Source organism: Methylomonas koyamae (assembly GCF_006483455.1).
GTDB lineage: Bacteria > Pseudomonadota > Gammaproteobacteria > Methylococcales > Methylomonadaceae > Methylomonas > Methylomonas koyamae_B.
This window is the reverse complement of the sequence record NZ_PPPU01000027.1, coordinates 15,974-34,564: the sequence shown is the minus strand read 5'-3', so window position 1 is coordinate 34,564 and position 18,591 is coordinate 15,974. Positions and strand designations below refer to the sequence as shown.

General features: G+C 59.8%; 16 protein-coding genes. 8 read left to right on the top strand and 8 right to left on the bottom strand.

Annotated features, from left to right (window positions below; all coding sequences use genetic code 11):
• Positions 1–5: 5 nt before the first annotated feature.
• The 4 genes from C2U68_RS14600 to C2U68_RS14585 are packed head-to-tail and all read left to right on the top strand — an operon-like array spanning position 6 to position 2,112.
• Positions 6–410, top strand: a complete 405-nt coding sequence (locus C2U68_RS14600; protein WP_140913207.1) for an MbcA/ParS/Xre antitoxin family protein — start codon at positions 6–8, stop codon at positions 408–410.
• The gene (locus C2U68_RS14595) at positions 407–1,105 is read left to right on the top strand and encodes an RES family NAD+ phosphorylase (RefSeq protein WP_140913206.1); all 699 of its coding nucleotides are present in this window, start codon (positions 407–409) and stop codon (positions 1,103–1,105) included. Before C2U68_RS14600 ends, C2U68_RS14595 begins: the two co-directional genes overlap by 4 nt.
• Positions 1,106–1,119: 14 nt before the next feature.
• The gene (locus tag C2U68_RS14590; protein WP_140913205.1) at positions 1,120–1,596 is read left to right on the top strand and encodes an MEKHLA domain-containing protein; all 477 of its coding nucleotides are present in this window, start codon (positions 1,120–1,122) and stop codon (positions 1,594–1,596) included.
• 39 nt (positions 1,597–1,635) lie between these two features.
• Positions 1,636–2,112 carry a CreA family protein gene (locus tag C2U68_RS14585; protein WP_140913204.1) on the top strand — a complete coding sequence of 159 codons (477 nt, stop codon included), beginning with the start codon at positions 1,636–1,638 and terminating at the stop codon, positions 2,110–2,112.
• 8 nt (positions 2,113–2,120) lie between these two features.
• Here the strand turns inward: C2U68_RS14585 and C2U68_RS14580 are convergent, their stop codons facing one another.
• The 4 genes from C2U68_RS14580 to C2U68_RS14565 all read right to left on the bottom strand — a co-directional run bounded on the left by C2U68_RS14580 (position 2,121) and on the right by C2U68_RS14565 (position 7,565).
• Positions 2,121–4,058 (bottom strand): ATP-binding protein, encoded by a 1,938-nt coding sequence (locus C2U68_RS14580; RefSeq protein ID WP_140913203.1) that lies wholly within the window; start codon positions 4,056–4,058, stop codon positions 2,121–2,123.
• Entirely contained in the window at positions 4,055–4,570 is a 516-nt protein-coding gene (locus C2U68_RS14575; RefSeq protein WP_140913202.1) for a YfiR family protein, read from the bottom strand. Before C2U68_RS14575 ends, C2U68_RS14580 begins: the two co-directional genes overlap by 4 nt.
• A 13-nt stretch (positions 4,571–4,583) precedes the next feature.
• Positions 4,584–6,623 (bottom strand): TonB-dependent receptor plug domain-containing protein, encoded by a 2,040-nt coding sequence (locus C2U68_RS14570; protein WP_140913201.1) that lies wholly within the window; start codon positions 6,621–6,623, stop codon positions 4,584–4,586.
• Between the two features lie 93 nt (positions 6,624–6,716).
• Positions 6,717–7,565: an aldo/keto reductase family protein gene (locus tag C2U68_RS14565; protein WP_140913200.1), complete on the bottom strand. Its 849-nt coding sequence runs from the start codon at positions 7,563–7,565 to the stop codon at positions 6,717–6,719.
• Between the two features lie 433 nt (positions 7,566–7,998).
• Between C2U68_RS14565 and C2U68_RS14560 the strand changes: the two genes are divergently transcribed.
• The 4 genes from C2U68_RS14560 (at position 7,999) to C2U68_RS14545 (ending at position 12,253) form a co-directional block, all read left to right on the top strand.
• The gene (locus C2U68_RS14560) at positions 7,999–9,162 is read left to right on the top strand and encodes an FIST signal transduction protein (protein WP_140913199.1); all 1,164 of its coding nucleotides are present in this window, start codon (positions 7,999–8,001) and stop codon (positions 9,160–9,162) included.
• Positions 9,159–11,030 (top strand): putative bifunctional diguanylate cyclase/phosphodiesterase, encoded by a 1,872-nt coding sequence (locus C2U68_RS14555; RefSeq protein WP_140913198.1) that lies wholly within the window; start codon positions 9,159–9,161, stop codon positions 11,028–11,030. Before C2U68_RS14560 ends, C2U68_RS14555 begins: the two co-directional genes overlap by 4 nt.
• 148 nt (positions 11,031–11,178) lie before the next feature.
• Complete coding sequence (locus tag C2U68_RS14550; protein WP_140913197.1) at positions 11,179–11,649, top strand: hypothetical protein; 471 nt, start codon at positions 11,179–11,181, stop codon at positions 11,647–11,649.
• A gap of 25 nt (positions 11,650–11,674) precedes the next feature.
• The gene (locus tag C2U68_RS14545) at positions 11,675–12,253 is read left to right on the top strand and encodes a GNAT family N-acetyltransferase (RefSeq protein ID WP_140913196.1); all 579 of its coding nucleotides are present in this window, start codon (positions 11,675–11,677) and stop codon (positions 12,251–12,253) included.
• Here the strand turns inward: C2U68_RS14545 and C2U68_RS14540 are convergent.
• The 4 genes from C2U68_RS14540 to ribA all read right to left on the bottom strand — a co-directional run bounded on the left by C2U68_RS14540 (position 12,250) and on the right by ribA (position 18,573).
• Positions 12,250–13,941 (bottom strand): hypothetical protein, encoded by a 1,692-nt coding sequence (locus C2U68_RS14540; protein WP_140913195.1) that lies wholly within the window; start codon positions 13,939–13,941, stop codon positions 12,250–12,252. The two genes, C2U68_RS14545 and C2U68_RS14540, sit on opposite strands and share 4 nt — an antisense overlap.
• On the bottom strand, positions 13,911–15,449 hold the full coding sequence (locus tag C2U68_RS14535; protein WP_140913194.1) for a DUF1175 family protein: 1,539 nt from the start codon (positions 15,447–15,449) through the stop codon (positions 13,911–13,913). The genes C2U68_RS14540 and C2U68_RS14535 overlap by 31 nt, the downstream gene beginning before the upstream one ends.
• Positions 15,450–15,577: 128 nt before the next feature.
• Entirely contained in the window at positions 15,578–17,959 is a 2,382-nt protein-coding gene (locus C2U68_RS14530) for an ATP-binding protein (protein WP_140913193.1), read from the bottom strand.
• 5 nt (positions 17,960–17,964) lie between these two features.
• Positions 17,965–18,573 carry a GTP cyclohydrolase II gene (gene ribA / locus C2U68_RS14525; RefSeq protein ID WP_140913192.1) on the bottom strand — a complete coding sequence of 203 codons (609 nt, stop codon included), beginning with the start codon at positions 18,571–18,573 and terminating at the stop codon, positions 17,965–17,967.
• Positions 18,574–18,591: the final 18 nt, after the last annotated feature.

Here is an 18,591-nt window from a genome sequence, read left to right as displayed (position 1 = left end):
GGCTTATGTTATCGACCGCACAAGCAGCATTACCGGCCGACAGTGCCGTCGTGGCGGGCGCCGCGTTACGCACCTTTTTCAATATTGCCGACGTCTGGCGGCTGAATGTCGAGCAAGCCATGAAGTTGCTGGGGCTGGATTCGCGCAGCACCTATTTCAAATGGAAAAAAAGCCCGGAAAGCGCCAGCCTGAATCCGGACAAGCTGGAGCGTTTGTCTTACATTTTCGGTATCTATAAAGCCCTGCAAATTCTGCTGCCGCAAGCCGAAGCCGCCGACGCCTGGTTGCAGCAAGCCAATCAGGCCGCGCCGTTTTCCGGGCAAAGCGCGTTGCAGCGCATGTTGTCGGGCCGGGTCGCCGATTTATACGTGGTACGCCAATATCTGGACGCCCAGTGCGGTTGGGCATGAAATCGATCGCAACGGCGCGGATCGACTGGCGGCCGTGTTGGCGCTTGGTACCCAGCCGGTTTCCGCCGACCGGATTGTTCGACCGGGTAGCCGATCCGGCCGATCTGGAAGTGGTGTTCGCAATCGAGGCCTTGACCAACGACCGTCTGCGCGACGAGGCCGGTGAAATACGGCTGGTGGCGGCGGCGGATAGAATCTCCGGCCCCGGAACCACGCCGATCATGGCTGCGTTCACTCATTTGAATCCGGAAGGCAGCCGCTTCTCCGACGGCAGTTTCGGCGTCTATTACGCGGCCAAGGATGTCGATACCGCAATCGCCGAAACCGCTTTCCATCGCGCCCGCTTCTTGGCGGCGACCCGGCAAGCGCCAATCGAGATCGACATGCGTTCTTACGCCTCGGACCTGGACGCCGAACTGCACGACATCCGCGCTAAACAAAGCGAACTGCCGGATATTTACGCTAGCGATACCGGACATTACGCGGCGGCACAGGCCTTGGCCAAGCAACTGCGCGCCGACGGTTCGAATGGGATTGCCTATTCCAGCGTACGTGCCGCCGGCGGCGAATGCGTCGCCGTGTTCAAACCGCGCTGGTTGTCTCCGGTGAAACAGGGGGCGCATTATTGTTACGTCTGGGACGGCAACCGGATCAGCGCCGTGTATAAAAAAGAACTTTACCGTTCCGGCGTTTGACCCAATCAACCCGTATGCTTGACTTGACCGTTCCCAGCCCCGCCAACGATTTTCATAGCCGGCATATCGGCCTGGTATTGGACAGCTACCGGGAATTGCTCGGCACGCCGCTGCTGCAGCCGCGGCCAGGCCAGTCCTTGGGCGAGGCCGCCTTTCACGCCGGATTCGCGCTGCTGTCGCATACTGCCGATGCCGATCCGCTATTCAACTACGCCAACTGCCAAGCCCTGGCCCTGTTCGAATTCGAGTGGCAGGAGTTGGTCGGCCTGCCGTCGCGGTTTTCGGCGGAACCGGTTAACCGCGCAGAACGCGAGCGCTTGTTGGCGCAAGTCTCCAGCCGCGGCTATATCGACGACTATTCCGGCGTGCGCATCGCCAAGTCCGGTAAGCGTTTTTTGATCGAGCACGCCGTGGTTTGGAACGTTTACGACCAGTGGCGACGCTATTACGGTCAGGCCGCTTGTTTTAGCGATTGGCGCTTGTTACCCTGACGCGCCTGCCCGTTTTTCGAAAACCCTGCGGAGACTATTATGTTGAAAACCTTGCTCAAACACGGCGGCCGCATCGCGTGCGGCTTGACCATCGCCGCCGCTGCACCGGCGCTGGCAGACGAAGTCGGTTGCGTGACTACGGCCTGGAAGTTGATCGGCGCCAATCATAAAGTCTGCGTCGACGTGTTCGAAGATCCGAAGATTCCGAACGTGATTTGCCATATCAGTCAGGCCAGAACCGGCGGCATTTCTGGCGGCTTGGGGTTGGCGGAAGACCCGTCGCAGTTCTCGCTGGCCTGCCGCCAGATCGGCCCGATTGCGTTGCCGGCCAAATTACCCGACGAAGAAACCGTCTTTTCGGAAAGCACCTCGTTACTGTTCAAATCCACCAACATTACCCGCTTGTGGGACGCCAAACACAACACCCTGGTCTATCTGGCGATCAGCCGCAAGGTGATCGAAGGCGCGCCGGCCAACAGCGTATCGACGGTACCGGTCATGCCGTGGGGTAAGTAAGCCGAGGTTCAACCCGGCGGCGGGACCTCGACGGTTGGGTCGGCGCCCGGTTTGATCCATTTCAGCAATGCTTGGTAAAGGGTGGCCGGCAGAATCGGTTTGCCGATGAAATCGTTCATGCCGGCTGCGGCGCACAGTTGCTGGTCGCCGGGCATGACGTTGGCGGTCATCGCAATGACCGGAATATCGCCGCAGCCCGCTATTTGCCTGAGCAGCCGGGTGGCCTGGTAACCGTCCATGACCGGCATCTGCACATCCATCAGTACGCAGTCGTAGCGGTTGTCTTGCAGTTTTTGCAACGCAATTTCGCCGTTCTCGGCAACATCGACCTGAATTTGCGCCTGTTCCAATAATTCGACCGCGACGATGCGGTTGATTTCGTTATCTTCCGCCAGCAATACCCGGCTACCGTATAGTGGCCGCAACAAGTCCGGATCGAAACCGTTGCGGTGGCGGCGCATCTGGAAATTGCGGATCGTGGCCAGATCGGTGACGCCGAGCAGCACATCGAAGGTAAATGTCGAACCGATCGTGGGCTGGCTGTCGACCCGGATGCTGCCTTGCATCTGTTCGATCAATTGCTTGGAAATAATCAGGCCCAAACCGGTGCCGCCGTAATTGCGGGTGACGCTGCTGTCGCCCTGGCTGAAGGCCTGGAACAGCTTGTTTTGTTGCTCGGCGCTAATGCCGATACCGGTATCGCTGATGGCAAATTGCAGGCGTACCGTTGTCGCATCGCGCTCTAGTTCGGTGACGGCAACCCGGACTTCGCCGCGTTCGGTAAACTTGATTGCGTTCCCGACCAGATTGATGAAAATTTGCCGCAAACGCTGCGGATCGCCGATCACCGCATGGTAAGCGTCGGTTTGTTCGGGCCGGATCAGGCGGATGCCTTTCTTGGCGCTGAGCTGCAACATGGTCGAGAACACGTGCTCCAGCGTCTCTTCCAATAAAAACGGGATTGTCTCCATCTGCATCTTGCCGGCTTCCATTTTGGAAAAGTCCAAAATGTCGTCGATCAGAGTCATCAGCGAATGGGCCGAAGATTCGACCCGCAGCAAGTACTCGCGCTGTTTAACGCTCAGTGCGCTGTTCAGACACAACTCGACCAGGCCGACGATCGCGTTCATCGGCGTGCGGATTTCGTGGCTCATATTCGCCAGAAACTGGCTTTTGGCCTGATTGGCCGATTCGGCGTCCAGCTTGGCGGCTTCCAGTTCCCGGGTACGGGTCTGGACCTGGATTTCCAGATCCGCTTCGTGGGCTTCGGTCTGGGCCAGCATGTTGTTGAAGGCCTCGGCCAGATCGCTGATTTCGTCGTTGCCGGTATACGCCGAGCGCCGGCTGTAGTCCTGGTCCTGTTCGATCTGCCGGGCCGTTTCCGCCAGTTGCAGGATCGGCCGCAGAAACGAGCGTTGCAGGCGTCGCACGTAAAAGCCGACCACGCTCAATGCGATCAGGATAATGCTGGCGTTTAACACGGCGTTGAATAGCAGCGTGTGGTAGCTCTGTTTCAGACTGGCTTCCAGCGCGATATAACCGACCACCTGCTGGTTCTTGTGCAGAATGGGCTGGGTGATGGAGCGGGTTTTGGCGATTTGCTGCGGCCACCAGTCGTGCCAGGCCGAAGCCGGCTTGCGGTAACTGACCAGGATTTTGCCGGCGGTGTTCTGAATTTGGCCGGAAATGATGTCGGGGTCGTGTGCCAGTGCGTCCAGAATTTCTTGCGCGGTCTGGGCGTCGTCGAACAGCAGCGCGAAACTGCTGTTTTGGCCGATCATGTTGGCAGTGAGCCGCAACTTGTAGCCGATGGCCTGCTGTAACGCCCCGTACTCGCGAATGGTCAGCGACACGGTCGCTACCATCAGACTCAGCATCACCATCAGGCGCAGAATATTGCCGAGCTTGCGGCTGATGGAGATTCGCGGTTGAGTCGAGGCTGTCATTCGATTAGTTCGGCCATCCGAAGCAATTTGGAGCTCAATTTTAAGTGGGCGGAATTTACCGGCGCTAAATTTACCACCAGTTTCAGTTTGTTGTCGCGCAAGCTGAATTGCACCATGCCGCCGGCCGCGGCGAAGCCCTCGCTGTCGCCGACCAGCAACACGTGCCTGGCCCGGGCTTGCCCGGCGACTTCCGCGGTCAGCAAGTCTTTTTCGGCCAGGAACAAAATACTGCAGCTATCGATATCGGGACCGGGTTCGAGATCGACATGTACCGGCGCGCCGTCGATGGTTTGCCCTTCCAAAATCGGCAGAAATTTCCGTAACGGGCTGGAGCCGCGCAAACAGATGACGATGGGCCGGGCTTCCGGCCAGCGGGTCAATTCGGCGAAATGAAACAAATAGGCGGTTTTTAGTTGGTATTCGCGTTCGGCAGGACCTAATTCCGCCGCCTGGCCGCCCGCAACCGGCAGCCAAACGCAGAGGTTGAGTAGCATATATAGACAAAGGCGCATCGTCTTACTCAACCTAGAACCGCCAGGACAGTTGGGCAAAATAACCGCGTTGAATCTGGCTGGAGACCGGAATGTACACCACGTCGTTGAATTCCGGACGCTGCCCGTCGAGCAGATTTTGCCCGACCAGCGACAGTTCCAGATTCTTGGCCGGCCGCCAACCGAGCCGCAAATCCAGCGAAATGTAATCCGGAATGCGGACTTGGTTGACGCTGATGCGGTCCACGTAACGCGCCCAGGCGTCCAGTTCGATATCGTCGGTCAGGTCCAGCATCGAGCGTAGCGACAAACTATGCTGCGGATTGACTTTTTCCTCGGCCAAGGGGTCCAGAAACCAGGGCTGCCGGCTGTCGGCGTCGTTGTCGAAGCGAATGCCGGTATAGGAGGCCTGCAGGCGCCAATCGTGGCTGACCCGGTAGTTGGCGGCCAGTTCCAGGCCGTAACTTTTCATTTGCCGGTAGTTGCCGACACTGAGGTCGAGAATCGGCAGCGGAAAACCCGGCGCTTGAGCATTGGCGGTAAAACCGCTGGCCTTGACGCCCTGAATCCGGTCGTAAATGTTGTAAAACACGGTGCTGTCCAGATCCAGCCGGCTGTTGACCTGCCAGCGCCAGCCCAGCTCATAAGCCACCACGTTTTCGGTGCGCATGTCCTGATTGGCGTCGGCCAGAAAAAATAACGACTGTTGGCCGGGGACCGGCAGAAATAGCCGGATACTTTGCTGGGCGCGGTTGGGTAATGCCACGGCCCGGGAGACTCCGGCCCACAGCCGATGGTTTTTGTGCGGGGTCCAGATCAGCCGGGCGTTGGGTTCGGTTTCCCAACCGGTGTAAGTGAAGTTTTCGACCCGGTTACCCAGCGTCAATTGCAGATTGTCCAGCAGATCGATGTTGTCCTGGGCAAACAGGCCGATGTTGTGTTGGGTAAAGCGGTCCGGCTCGAAACCCAGCGTCAGCGTATTGTCGAAACGGTCGTCGATGATCTGGTAATTCAGGCCCCACAGCAAATGGTGGTTGCCGAACAGAGGTTGGCTATGCTGAATGTCCAGATTGTAATGCGAGCGGCTCATCCGATTGGTGGCCATTTGCCAGTCGGTCTGGGTAAAGGCCATGTTCACCCGCAGTTCTCGCTCGCCGTCGAACTGGTGGGTCCAGTTGCCTTGCAGGCTGCCGGATACGCCGTCCTTGCCGAAGTCGTCCTGGCGCCAATAAGGCGGCGTGGCCGACGACACCCCGGTCAAAAAACCGTGCAGCCGGTAGCGGGTGGCGGTGGCTTCCAGCATCAGTTGATCGCGTTCGGTCAATTGGCTGTCCAGGCGGAAATTGGCGGTTTCGGCGTTGCCGGTATCGTGGGTATTGTGCAGGCCGGCCATATCCACGCTGGCGTCGCGCACTAGCGCATTGATGGAGCCGCGCAGATACGTCGAATCGGACAGCTTTTGCCCGTAACGGACGCCGCCGAAGCCGCGCTCCTCGGTGCCGCCGGCGGCGGTCAGCAAGCCGCCCTCGGTGTCGGCCGCCGAGCGGGTGACGATATTGATCGCGCCGTTCACCGCATTCGCGCCCCACAGGCTGCCGCTGGGGCCGCGCAGCACTTCGATCCGCTCGATGTTTTGCAGCAGCGGAATATGCTGACCCCAGTAAACGCCGCTGATCAGCGGATCGTAAATGCTGCGGCCGTCTATCATGACCTGCAGTTTGTTGGCGTAGAGATCGTTGAAGCCGCGGGCGCTAACGCCCCAATTCCAACTGTTGACGCGGGCCACGGCCATACCCGGCGCCATCCGCAACAATTCCGGCAGGCTGGCGGCGCCGGAACGGCGAATATCTTCGGCGCTGATCACAAACGCCGCGGCTGGCGTGTCTTTGACGGTTTGCGCTTGGCGGGCCAGACCGGATACTTTCAGTTCGGTCAGTTCGTCCCAACTCAAGGACAGCAATTCGCTGGTGCTGTCCAGTGCGTCCGCGTCGTCGTCGGCGGCCATCGCCAGTTGCGCTGATAGCAGCGTCAGGCACAGGCCGGCGAATTGGCGAATCAGGCGAGTTGAGGCCATGGAATGGGATGAAGGCAAAAGTTGTCCCGCATTATAAGTGAGTTGCGGCCACAGGCAACGCGACTATGGTACGAACGACGTCGGATTATCCGGTCAAAACAGCGCCGAAATCGCCGCGCATTCGTCGGCGTCCAGCGTAAACTCGAAAATCGCCAAATCCTCGCCCATATGCGCTGCGGAGCAGGTCCCGGTCAGCGGAACGACACCGTGTTGGTGCAGATAACGGAAAAAAATTTGCGCCGGCGTCCGGCCGCGTGCGCCGGCTGCAGCGGTTACCGCCGGATGCGCCAGCACCCGCGGGTTGGCAGTCAAGGTCCAGAAACTTTGGTAGACGATTTGCCGCTGCCGGCAGAAAGCGCGAATTTGTTTGTCGTAGCCGGTGTCGGCATAGAACCGGTTTTGCACCACGGCCGGCTTGATTTCGGCGGTTTGGTACAAATATTCGAACAGCGCAAAATCGTAGCAATTGCTGATGCCCAACTGCTTAACCTTGCCGGCCCCGGCCAAGGCTTCCATAGCTTGCCAGACCTCCAGCAACTGCTTGCGGTCGGCCAGCGGCGAATGCAACACCAGGCCGTCCAGATAATCGGTCTGCAGATTGCGTTGCGAAACCGCGAACGATTGCGCCACCTGTTCCGCCAGACCCGCGCGCGGGTTATAGGGAATTCGTAGCGGATCGTGGCCGTTCAACGGCGTGAATTTGGTTTGCAGGTAAAGCTCGGCGCGGGCAAGGCCTGATTTAGCGCAGGCGGCGGCAATGCCTGCCCCGACGCCGGCTTCGTCGTAATGCTTGGGCTGGCAGGCGGTGTCTATGCCGCGAAACCCGGCAGCGATGGCTTGCGTGACCAGTTCTGCCGTGCGTTCCTGTTTCCAGGCCGTACCGTAAAGAATGCCTGGAATGCGCACGTCGGCGGCGGAAACTACAAAAGCGTGGTCTGGCATGAGTGGCTCCCGAAAAAAGCTTGATCTTCGGCGATCGGCGTCGGGCCGTCAATTCTCAGTATGTTCCACTCCAAAACCGCGACCCATGCCGGGCCGTAGGCTGGGTTAAGCAACGCGAAACCCAGCAAAAGCTTTAAAACAATCATTTGTACATCTCAAATAATCGCGTTCGACGCTGGGTTTCATTAACATTCAACCCAGCCTACGTTAGCAAACCGACCGTCGGCTTTTGGCCGCTCGTCGCCACTGGCAATGTTGAAATTGGAACCGGTGGCGGATCTCATTGGAATCCGTACTTCCCTGCCATCTACCAGCTCCGCCCGGCGAGGCGCTGCGAAAAGTGTGCGCCAGCCAGCGCGGTGCTGCACTCGGTTTTTACATTTTCCCCTACGCCCAGTATGCTTTAGACCGTAACGGTTACGGAGCGTGCACAATGGCGCCGGCAAGTTTCGCCTATTTTCCCTCGATAGAGTTAGCCGCCATCGAAAGTCGGTTGGCGGAGTGGCGCGCGCTTTTTCCGGAAATGGGCGTGCTGGCCTTGTTTCCCGAAGCCGAAAAGGCGTCGATTCCAGCGTTGCAGGCCTTGTGCAACCGCGGCGGGCTGCCGTTGTGCGGCGCGATGTTTCCGCAATTGATCTATGGCACCGGCTTTCGCAGCAGCGGCGTTTGTTTGTTACGGTTCGACCGGATGCCCTACGCGGCGCTGTTCGACGTCGCCCGGCAGGATGCCATCGGTGCGGCCGAGGCCGCCGAGACCATAGCCGGCCATGTCGGCCGCTATCTGGAGGACCAGGTGCCGGCCACGCTGTTTTTAGTGCTGGACGCGCTGCTGCCGAATATCGGCTCGCTGCTCGACGAGCTGTATCTGCGTCTGGCCAACCGCGTGCATTACGCTGGCGTCAACGCCGGTAGCGAGACTTTTCAAGCCATGCCCTGTCTGTTCGACAACCAGCGGATTATTGGCAACGGCGTGTTGGCGCTGTTGCTGAAGCCGCATGACGGGGCGGTGTTGGAGCACGGTTACCGCAGCGAAGCCGAAACCTTGCCGGCGACGTCCACCGACCGCAACCGGATCATACATATCGACTGGCGCCCGGCGTTTGAGGTTTATCAGGAACTGGTGCGAGCCAAGTTCGGCGTCGAGATTACCCGCGATAAATTTTACCAATACGCGGTGCATTTTCCGTTCGGCATACTCAGGGCCAACCACACCACCGTGGTGCGGATTCCGGTCATGCTCGACGCCGATAACGCGCTGTATTGCATCGGCGAAGTACCGCCGCATTCGATGTTGGCCTTATTGGATGCGCCGCAAGTCGATTCGCCTGACACTTTGCAAAGCTTGCACGGCGGTCTGTCCAAACTCAGCGGCGCTCCGGCCGGCCGCGAACTGCTGTTGTTTTATTGCGCCGGTCGGCGCCAACATCTCGGCGCGGCCAGCGCCGGCGAAGAATTGGCGATTTTTCAGAATTTGAGCCAAGCGTCGGCAATCGCCGGCGGTCTGGCCCTGGGCGAAATCGGCGACACCACGTTGTGGGGCTATCCTTTATTCCATAACGCCACCGTCGTTACCGCCGCCTGGACCAATCCCGCATGAGGCACGACGAGGTCATCCCGGTTTTGTACGAAATGGCGATGACGATCGGCGGCGAGATCAGTTTGAAGCCGCTGCTGACTCGCACCCTGCAACGCCTGTTGTATTTCACCTCGTTTCCGGCCGGTTTCATTTGCCTGGATTTATCCCCAAGCGCAACGGCCGGCAGCGATTGTCTGGATGCGGCGCTGCTGGCCGCGATCGGCGATTTTCAATTGATTAAACACATCGGCGAGACCATATCGTTGCCGGCAGACCTGGCGCTGGGGCCGGCGGCGCGGGAAGACGATCGGGCCGCACTGTTTTCCGGATTGCCGGTAAGTTCGGACCGTTACCGGGCGTTTTTGCGCTTGCCGATCACCGACATCGGCGTCGTGATTCTGTTGGCGCCGATCATGCCGGAAACCCATCTGCCGCTGACGCGGATGTTTGAGCCGATCATGGCGCATTTGGCCAGGGCGATATTGCTGTGCCGGCATTACGACCGGCATACCTCGCAATTGATCGCCGACAAACACCAAGCCGACCAACGCGCCGATTTTCTGGCCTTGCACGACAGTTTGACTGCCCTGCCCAACCGGGCGCTGCTGCTCGACCGAATCCAGCAAGCGATGGCGATGGCCAGCCACAACGGCCAATACGGTGCGTTGTTGACGCTGAACCTCGACCATTTCAAGCAATTGAACGACATATACGGTTACGAGACTTGCGACAAGATTCTGGTCGAAACCGCGCGCCGGCTGGAGTATTGTGTGCGGGAGGGCGATACCGTGGCCCGTTTCGGCGGCGACGAATTCGTTTTGTTGCTGTGGCCGTTGTCGGTATCGAAGCAGGAAGCGGCGATTCAGGCCGAAGCCATTGCCCAGAAGGCGCAGCAGGCGCTGCTAACGCCATACCAATGCGACTCGCGCGGTTTGCTGGCGACCTTCAGCATCGGCATCAGCCTGTTTCGGGCTCACGGCGACAGTCTGGAAAGTCTGCTGAAAAATGCCGAAACCTCGTTGTACCAAGCCAAAACCGCCGGCCGCAATACGATTCGCTTCTTCGATCCCGGAATTCAGGCGGCGATGATGCAGCGCTTGGAACTGGAAGCGGACTTGCTGGCGGCGATTCGCGGCAACCAACTGGAGCTGTATTACCAAGTCCAAGCCGACGACCGGAATCGGGCGACCGGCGCCGAAGCCTTGATCCGCTGGCACCATCCGCGGCGCGGCATGATATCTCCGGCCGTATTCATTCCGTTGGCGGAAGAAAACGGGTCGATTATCGAAATGGGCGATTGGGTGTTGGCCGAGGCCTGCTGCCGGCTTCAGGCCTGGCAAGCCGATCCTGTGCTCGGCCGGCTGGCGTTGGCGGTCAACGTCAGTGCGATTCAATTTCAACAACACGACTTCACCGCCAAGGTCGGCGCGCTGTTGGCCGACTACCCGTCGGTCTCGCAACGCTTGAAGCTGGAACTCACCGAAAGCGTGCTGTTGAACCGAGCCGAGGATGCGATCGATAAAATCCAGTTGCTGAAGAACCAGGGTATCCGCTTTTCGCTGGACGATTTCGGCACCGGTTATTCGTCGTTGGGCTATTTGAAGCGCTTGCCGCTGGACCAATTGAAAATCGACCAAAGTTTCGTCCGCGATATCGTCAGCGATCCGAGTGCCGCGGCAATCACCCAGACCATCATCGCGATGGCGCAAACCCTAGGACTGGAAGTCATCGCCGAAGGCCTGGAAACTCCGGAACAGCTGGCGCTACTCAGCCGTTTCGGCTGCCGCCATTACCAGGGTTACCTGCTGAGCCGGCCGCTGCCGGTCGCCGAATTCGAGGCCTTGCTGGCCGGCGGCAGCCCGTGGTTAAACCCGGCCGGAGCGCGATGAGGCCAAACCCCGCCGCCGGTTAAACCGGGGTCAAGCCATTGGGCCGGTGGGCTTGGCTCTAAATCGCCCGGACGCGGCTTTATGTTTCCGGCGACAACGCTGAGCCGGTTTCGGTATAGTGCCCTTGAATTTTTGCCGGATGACGACGATGAAAAAACTGTTGCTGACCCTGCTTGCCATTGTGTTGATTATCGAGGAATGGCTGTGGGACTTCCTGTCGGCTTGCGGCCATTATCTGGCGCTGTGGTTGCGCCTGGAACGGGTTGAAGTTTGGCTGAGCCGAACCTCGCCGCCGATGGCTTTGCTGGCGATTACGGTACCATTAATGATCGTGACGCCGATCAATCTCGCCGCGTTGTCGCTGCTGGTGCACGGCTTGCTGCTGCAAGGGATCTTGCTGGAAGTGTTCGCCAAACTGCTCGGCACCTTACTGGTGGCACGGGTGTTCAACCTGACCAAACCGCAACTGCTGACGTTTCGGCCAATCGCTTTTATCTACCACACCATTAGCGCTTGGCTGCGCTGGGCGCATGCCAAAATCGCCGATACCGCAATTTACCGCTTCGCCAAACAATTGAAAGCGGATGTTAAAGCCAAAGTCAAAGCCTGGCTGGCTTGATCGAAGGGTAGGTCGGGAGCAGGCGATGGCATTGGCATTTAGTAAGGCGGATGCGAACGACGCCGAGGCCTTGGCGGAGTTGATCAACTCCGCCTATCGCGGCGAAACCAGTCGCCTGGGTTGGACCACCGAGGCCGATTTGTTGGAAGGCCGCCGCATCGACGCCGCCGGCATCGTCAAGTTGTTGGCTGGCGCCGACTCGTTGATTCTGGTCTGCAGGCAACATGGCCAATTGCTAGGTTCGGTGCATTTGCAATATGGCGCCGGCCAGGTGCAGATCGGCATGCTTGCGGTCAGCCCCCGCCTTCAGGGCCAGGGCATCGGCAAACAGCTATTGCGCCAAGCCGAACAGTGGGCAGAGCGGGTCTGGCCGGTGCAGCGCTTTTCGATGGCCGTGATTCCGTTGCGCCAGGAGCTGATCGAGTTTTACCAACGCCGCGGCTACCGCCGCACCGGCCAAATCCAACCGTTTCCGCTCAACCCGGCGTTATGGACGCCTAAAGTCGGCGATTTATGCCTGGAGCGGCTGGAAAAACCGGCCCGGTTCAGCACAGAGTTGCCGCCGCCAAGCCGGGTTGCCGATACCGATGCTGCCGACGGCTAAGGGCTTGCGGTTTGCGCGATCAGCTTGCCGGTCAAGGTCGCCCCGGCGCTAGGCTCGGTAATCCGCCCGGCGTAACTCAAAATCGGCAGGCCGGCGAATAACTTGTCGCCGTCTTGACGCATCGAGGCTTTGGCGGCTTCGTAGTCCTGTTGCCAGCGCGGGGCGAATTCGTTGGCGTCCTGGTTGGCACCGGCGCCGCCGGCCAGGAATAATTCGCGGGTAGCCGCGCCGGGATTGACGAAGGCGATCAACTGCGCATCCTGCAACCGAGTTTTTTCGACGCCGCGCTGCCAGTCCAGCGGACTCAGCGACTGTTTGTTGCAGGCGTCTTTCATCCGCGTCAACAAGTTCGGCGAGCTGGCGGCCAGAAACAGGCTGCCGCCGCCGCATTCGGCGCCAAGGTCGGGATTTTTCAGATACTGGGCATAAGCGGCGCTGGCCTGCGGTTGGCTGGGGTTGGCGACGACGACGCCGACCGCACCGCTCGGGTCGTCCGGGCTGAAGTCCCATACCAGGCCGATACCGGCCGCTTCCGGGCCGGGGGGATTGGCCGACGGGCCGGCAGCGGCCAGTTTGCGCCAATCCTCCGCAGTCAGGTCCGGCGGCAGCGCCAGGCTGGCGGCGAAGCCGGCGAAGGCGTCGTGCGGAATGCTGGCAACCACCCCTTCGAACAGCCGGCTGTGCAATTGACCCTGCCAAGCGGCGGCCGGTAAGTGCAACGCGCCCGGTGCGCCGGCAGCGAGCGCAAAATCCCAGCGCAACGGATAGGTTTCCGCCCCGGCGAATACCGGCAACAGATTGGCGACGAAGGCCTCGCTGCGCAAGGTTAGGCTCAGCGGCGCATCACTGCCGGCCGGTTCCGGCACGGTGCTGTCCAACACATTCAGTAACGCTTCCAGGCTTTGCGCCAGATAAATCCGGCCGCGAAATTCGGTAAAGAACAGTTTTTGCAGGCCGATGCGGGCTTCCAGAATCGGTTCCGGCAACTTGGCGACCCGGTAGCCGCTGCTGGCCAGGACGCCGGCCAGCGCCGGCAGGGCTTGGTCGGCCAAGCCGCTGGCGCTGCGCCGGTAACTGATGACCCAGCCCTGGTTGCCGTGAGCCATGTCGTAATGCAATTCGGCGTTGGCATTGACCGCGTCCCGCAGCACTTGCAGCAAGAAGTCGCCTTGCATGCCTTGTAAGTTGAGTTGTTCGGCTTTGACGTGCAGGCTTTGCAGCAGGCCGAAGAACAGGCCTTTGACGAAACGGTTTTCCACCATCTGCCGCAGTTCGGGCTGATTGTCCCACCAGTTCAGAAACGCATCGCCGCGGTTGAAATACAGCGTAAACGCCACCGGATGTTTGCGCACGTACCAGGCGGCGCGCCGGGGGCAATCGGCCGGGCGCTTGATCGAAACGTCCACTGCGGTGGCGGAACCGATGTCGCCGCCGGTCAGCGCCGGGCAGCGTTCGTCGCCGGCCGGCACCTCGTCATTGCTGCCGACTAGCGAAGCACTAGCGTCCAGATCGTTCCGCGCTGCATCGCGCAATTTCACGGTCAAGTCCAGCAGCGGCAGGTCGGCGCGGACCAGCTTGGTCAGAGCTTGCTCGGTCAAGTGCTGGTAAAGCGCAACGCTCGCGCCGGCCGCCAATGCTATACCGGCGGCGATGGCGGTCAGGCGCTTTGCGGGGGTAAGCGGTTCCATTCGTACACTCCGAGGAAATAGGGGTTTTCCGGGCGGGGAATCCAGACCGGGTCCGGCGATTGCAGTAATTCGGCGACGCGCACCACCCGTACCTGACTTTCGCTGCCCTGGGCGCCGTTATGGTAGACGGCCAGATTCTCGGCGCGGCCGGCGGCGAACAGCATCAGGTGGTAGGGTTCGTCGTTAATCAAAGGCTTTTGGTAGACCAGCAAATCGCCGCTTTGCGCTGCCGCCAGATCGCGCGATTTCAGCCGGAAGTTATAGCCGATCAGGGTTTCGGCGTCGGCGAAATGGCCGTAACGCGCGGCGCCGTTATTCAAACCGGTCTGCCAGATTTGCGGATAGCCGGGCAGTAGTTTGCGGGCCTGTTCGGAGATGGTTGGCAGTTTCAATTTGTTGGGGATGCCGAGTTTGGCGCTGCGGGCCGCATCGCGCGGCTCCAAAGCGGTACGGTAGGCGAAGCGGACCAGGCCGGCGCAGTCGCGTTGTTTGGGTTCCCACAGCGGGCTGAGCTTGCGGGCCTGTAGCAGGGCGACGTTGGTGACGCTCTCGCGCAAGGCCTCGGCGTCTTGTGGGGGCAGATAGCCCAGTTCTTCGGCGCTGTCCTCGGCTTCGCCTTCGCGCTTTGGTTCGTGTTGAATGTATTCGCGCACCTCGGCCGGCATGTCGCGCTCGGCGTCCTGGCCGGGGACATAAATTTTCGCCGGCTGGCGGTTGCCCTGGATCGAGACGTAAGCCAGGGTTTGGGTTTCGCCGGGCCGGGCCAGCGGTTTTTGCACCCGGCGCCGGCTCTCGGTGGGCAGGCCTTCGTCGAGAATGATGTCCAGGTTCGCCAGCGTGTGTTGGACCGCGCCGCCCGGCCAATAATTGGTATCGATGCGGAACACGCCGACCGGCGGCGCCGGATGCACGTATAAATAAGGACCGTAGCCGGCCTGGTCGAAGTTGTCGCCGTTGGAATTCAAAAAGAAAATGCCGCCGCTGTTGGAGTTGGTATCGGCCCAATAGACGTGGCTTTTATCCGGTTCGTAGATATGCAGGTCGGTATAGACGCCGTCGCTGTCGCTGGTCAGGATCACTTTCAATGCGATCGGCGAAATCACCGCGTCTATCGTGGTCGAGGCTTTGGCGACGCCGGCGGTGTTGGCGCATTCGGCGATGACGCTGTTTTTACCTTTCGCGGCCGGGAAGGCCCGGCTGAAGCTGCCGTTGAGGTTGCGCACGTAGTAACGCACGCCGTTGATGTTGACGACGATGGGGTCTGCGTTGGGGTCGGAGCAGGTGCCGGCCACGGTAATCTGCAAGCCGCTGGTCCAGCCCCCGGCCGGTTTGCCCAGCGCAATGGCCGGCGCTTCGGTTTGGCCTGCGGCAAGCGGCCGTTGCTGGCCGCGGCGGGCCAGGATATCGGGGTCGTCGCTGGGAGCGGCCAGGCATTGCAGCGCGAAAGCCAGGCCGGCCAGCGTCAAGCCGGGTAGCCGGCATCGGTTGAACAAGGTAAATCTCCGCATCCAGGCCTCCACCGGCTATCGGACTCCAATTCGGTGCAGGAACTGTAGCAACCAAACCCGCTAACGGCAAATCTGGGTCTGGTTCGCCGATGTCGGCGGGGTTGCTTGCGGGGAAGTTGACGTTTGGCCTAACCGGTCTCGGTTTCCTTGTCGTCGTCGGACGTGATTTCGGAAATTTCCTTGAGTCGGGCGACGGCTTTGAAGTTGACGCTGCCTTCCGGGTACTGGCCTTCGGCGTTCATCGCGCCGGCTTCCTGCCCGGTCAACAGGTTCAAGGCTTCGTCGACGCTGGAAATGGCGTAAATCGCGAACAAGCCTTGTTCCACCGCATCGATCACTTCCCGTTTCAGCATCAGGTTGCGTTTATTCGAGGCCGGAATGATTACCGCCTGTCGGCCGGTCAAACCGCGCGCGGCGCAGAGTTCGAAGAAGCCTTCGATTTTTTCGTTGACACCGCCGATGGCCTGCACTTCGCCGTATTGGTTGATCGAGCCGGTCATCGCAAAACCTTGCTTGATCGGAGTGCGGGTCAGTGCCGAGATCAGGCAGCACAATTCTGCCAGCGAGGCGCTGTCGCCGTCGATGTGGCCGTAGGATTGCTCCATGGCGATACTGGCCGAGATCGCCAGCGGAAATTGCTGGGCGTAGCAGTGGCCGAGGTAGCCGGTCAGAATCATCACGCCCTTGGAATGGATCGGCTGACCGAGTTCGACTTCGCGTTCGATATCAACGATGCCGCGCGAGCCGGGATGCACCGTGGTGGTGATCCGCGCCGGCGCGCCAAAGCTGCTGCCGCCGATGTCCATCACGGTCAGGCCGTTGACCTTGCCGATGGCTTCGCCGTCGGTATCGATCAAAATCGTGCCGTCCAGCATTTCTTCCAGAATGGCTTCGGCGATGCGGCCGTTGCGCTGTTCGCGGGCGGCCAGCGCCAGTTCGACTTCGGCCTTGCCGATCTGCGCGGCGCCGGTCTGGCTACCCAGCAGGTTGGCTTCGGCGATGATTTCCAGACAGTTGTTGACGTGCGCCGACAGCCGTTGCTGATTTTCGGCCAACCGGCAACTGTGTTCGATCAGTCTTACCAGGGCGCCGTCGGTCAGCGGTTTGGCGCCGGCATCGCGCGCCTGTTGTTTCATGACCTGCACGAATTGGCCGATACTGTCCGGCGTGCGTTTGATGTAGTCGTCGAAGTCGGCCAAGACGCGGAACATCTCGTTGAATTCGCTATCCAGCTCTTCCAGCAGATAGTAAATATCGCGAGTGCCGACCAAAATCACTTTGACGTTGAGCGGTATTACTTCCGGCTTCAAGGTGATGGTGTTGATGCCCAATTCCGAATACGGCGATTCGATCTCGATCTTGCCGGCTTTCAGTGCCCGTTTCAGGCCTTCCCAGACGAAGGGATAGGTCAGTATTTTTTCGGCGTCGAGGATCAAGTAACCGCCGTTGGCCCGATGCAGCGAGCCGGGACAGATGCGGCGGTAGTTGGTGATCAGCGTGCCTTGGTCGCTGAGATATTCGATGCGGCCGAACAGGTTTTGGTAGATCGGGTGCGGTTCGTAGATGACCGGCGCGCCGGCGGCGTCGTGTTTGCAATCCACCAGGATGTTGGGCAGATATTGTTCGACCAACATCTGGCGCTTGGCGATGATTTCCCGGCTTTCCGGATTGCGAGTCGGCATCAGGAAATCGCTGATGGTATTGCTCAGGTTTTTTTCGACTTCCGCCAGATAGGTGATGACGTCGTCGACGTTCTGGTACTTGTCGGTCAGTTCGGCCAGTAGCGGTTCCAGGGCCAGTTTGATCGTGTCGCTATCCAGTTGGCGGATTTCTTCGGCCAGTGTGCGCCGCCATTGCGGCAGTTCCAGCAGCACGTCGCCCAGATATTCTTCCAGTTCTTCGGTGTGTTGGTGGAAGGCGTCGCGCTCGGCTTCCGGCAGCAGCGTAAATTGCTCCTCGTCCAGCGCCTTGTTGTTGCGGATCGGCAGGAAGGTGATCGAGTCGTTGTCGCGGTACAAGGCCACGCCCATCGCTCTGGCTTTGCTATCGACCAAATCGATCGCCGCGTTGTAGCGCTGGTTGAAACGGCGTTCGATCGCGGTTTTCTTTTGCTGGTAACTGGGGCTTTCGAATGCGGCCGGAAAGGTGGCCAACACGTTGTCGATCAGCTTTTCGATGTCTTTCGCAAAACTATGGCCTTCGCCGGACGGTAGTTCGACGGCGACCGGTTCCCGCGGGTTTTCGAAGTTCTCGACATAGGCATAGGACAGCGGCGATTCTTGCTGCTCGGCGTAGGCGGTCAGATGGTGGCTGACCATCGATAGCCGGCCGGTTCCCGGATTGCCCATCACGAAGATGTTGTAACCGGGGGCCTTCATTGCGATGCCGAATGCCAGCGCCGACTGGGCGCGGTTTTGGCCGAGGATGCCGCTATACGGGCCAGCGGCGTCGGCCGGCAGGTCGATCGTCAGCTTCAGCGCTGCGGCCGGCAGTTTCAAGTGATCTAACATGTTGTTCAGGAACGGTCTGGTACCGACAACATGTGGCGCATGCGTTCGGCCTTGGTTTTCAGATAGTCGAGGTTATCGCGGTGGATGCGGGTTTCGATGGCAATCCGGTTATTCACTTGCACGCCGAGTTTGGTCAGCTCGTCGATTTTTTGCGGATTATTGGTGATCAACTCGATCGAATGTACCTTCAGGTTGTCCAGGATCAGCGCGGCGATGTCGTATTGGCGCTCGTCGGCCAGATGGCCGAGTTTGATGTTGGCGTCGACGGTATCCAGACCTTGGTCTTGCAGGTTGTAGGCTTGCAGTTTTTTTAATAGGCCGATGCCGCGGCCCTCCTGGCGCAGGTAGATCAACACACCGTAGCCGGCCGTGTCGATCATGTCCAGTGCCATGTCCAACTGCTCGCCGCAATCGCAACGGCGGGAACCCAGCACGTCGCCGGTAAAGCATTCGGAATGGATGCGTACCGGCACGTCGTCCTTGCCGGCCACGTCGCCTTTGACGAAGGCCACGTGTTCTTTGTCGTCCAGGCTGTTGCTGTAGTAATGCAGGATGAATTCGCCGTGTTCGGTCGGAATCCGGGTTTGAACTTTGTCTTCTACGGTTGCTTTCACTGAGCTGGAAATCCTTGA